Source organism: Rothia sp. CCM 9416, from assembly GCF_048513535.1.
In the GTDB taxonomy this organism is placed as follows: domain Bacteria; phylum Actinomycetota; class Actinomycetes; order Actinomycetales; family Micrococcaceae; genus Rothia.
On sequence record NZ_JBLXXR010000040.1, the window covers coordinates 1 to 769 of the forward strand.

At 49.2% G+C, this 769-nt stretch carries 2 protein-coding genes; both read left to right on the plus strand.

Annotation, left to right across the window (positions count from 1 at the left end):
- Nucleotides 1-291 (plus strand): hypothetical protein (locus ACN080_RS10350; RefSeq protein WP_419113741.1); only part of this gene is annotated, 291 nt, incomplete at its 5' end.
- Nucleotides 292-296: 5 nt separating this feature from the next.
- Nucleotides 297-557, plus strand: coding sequence for a hypothetical protein (locus ACN080_RS10355; protein WP_419104589.1), 261 nt, complete (start codon nucleotides 297-299; stop codon nucleotides 555-557).
- Nucleotides 558-769 lie beyond the last annotated feature (212 nt).

Consider the following 769-nt stretch of genomic DNA (forward strand, 5'->3'; position numbering starts at 1 on the left):
ATGGATGTTGAGGTTGAGATTGAGCGGGTGAGTGAGTTTTGGCGGTCTCAGGGGTGGACGGATATTCGGCGTGGCCCTGAAGCTACTGGTGAGCGACGTATTTATGTTTATAGTCCTTCGGGGTTAAGGCTGATCTATGAGGTAATGATTTCTGGGGATAGAGCTATGAAATCTTTGCAGATGGATTCTATGTGTGCGCGTGAGTTCGCCAGTGGTAGTCCGGTGTACTTGGGGGATTTTGAGGACCGTTATTTTGCTTCTCCGAGTGCTTCGTCTTCTGAGGGGCAGTGATAGGTATGTCTCTTGAGATTCATTATGATCAGCTTCAGAATTCTATTGATACTTTTCATGCCGTCTGTCTGGCTCTTGAAGATGCTCAGGGTGTAGGGGTGGCTTATGTAGCTGAGGGTAGGGATGCCTTATCTGGTGTTCATGAGGTTGCTTTGGGGGAGCTGGGGAGGCTTTTTGAGGTAGCTGGTGGTGATTTTGCTCGGGTTCGTTCTTCTGCTCAGGTTATTTTTGATGGTTTTAAAGCTGCTGATAGTGCTGGGGGGTGAGAGCTGTGGTGTTGGGTAGAAGGGGGTTAGTGTTTGTCTTGTTGGGGTGTCTTGTGTTGTCTGCCTGTGGTTCGGAGGCGGTGAAGCCGGAGGATTCTGAGTATTACACCAAGGTGTCTTTGCAGGAGACCATTGATGAGTGGATGTTGGCTCGTAATGGGACTATTAAGGCGAGTGGGGATCAACCTTTCTACTATGACGGTGAGGATAGG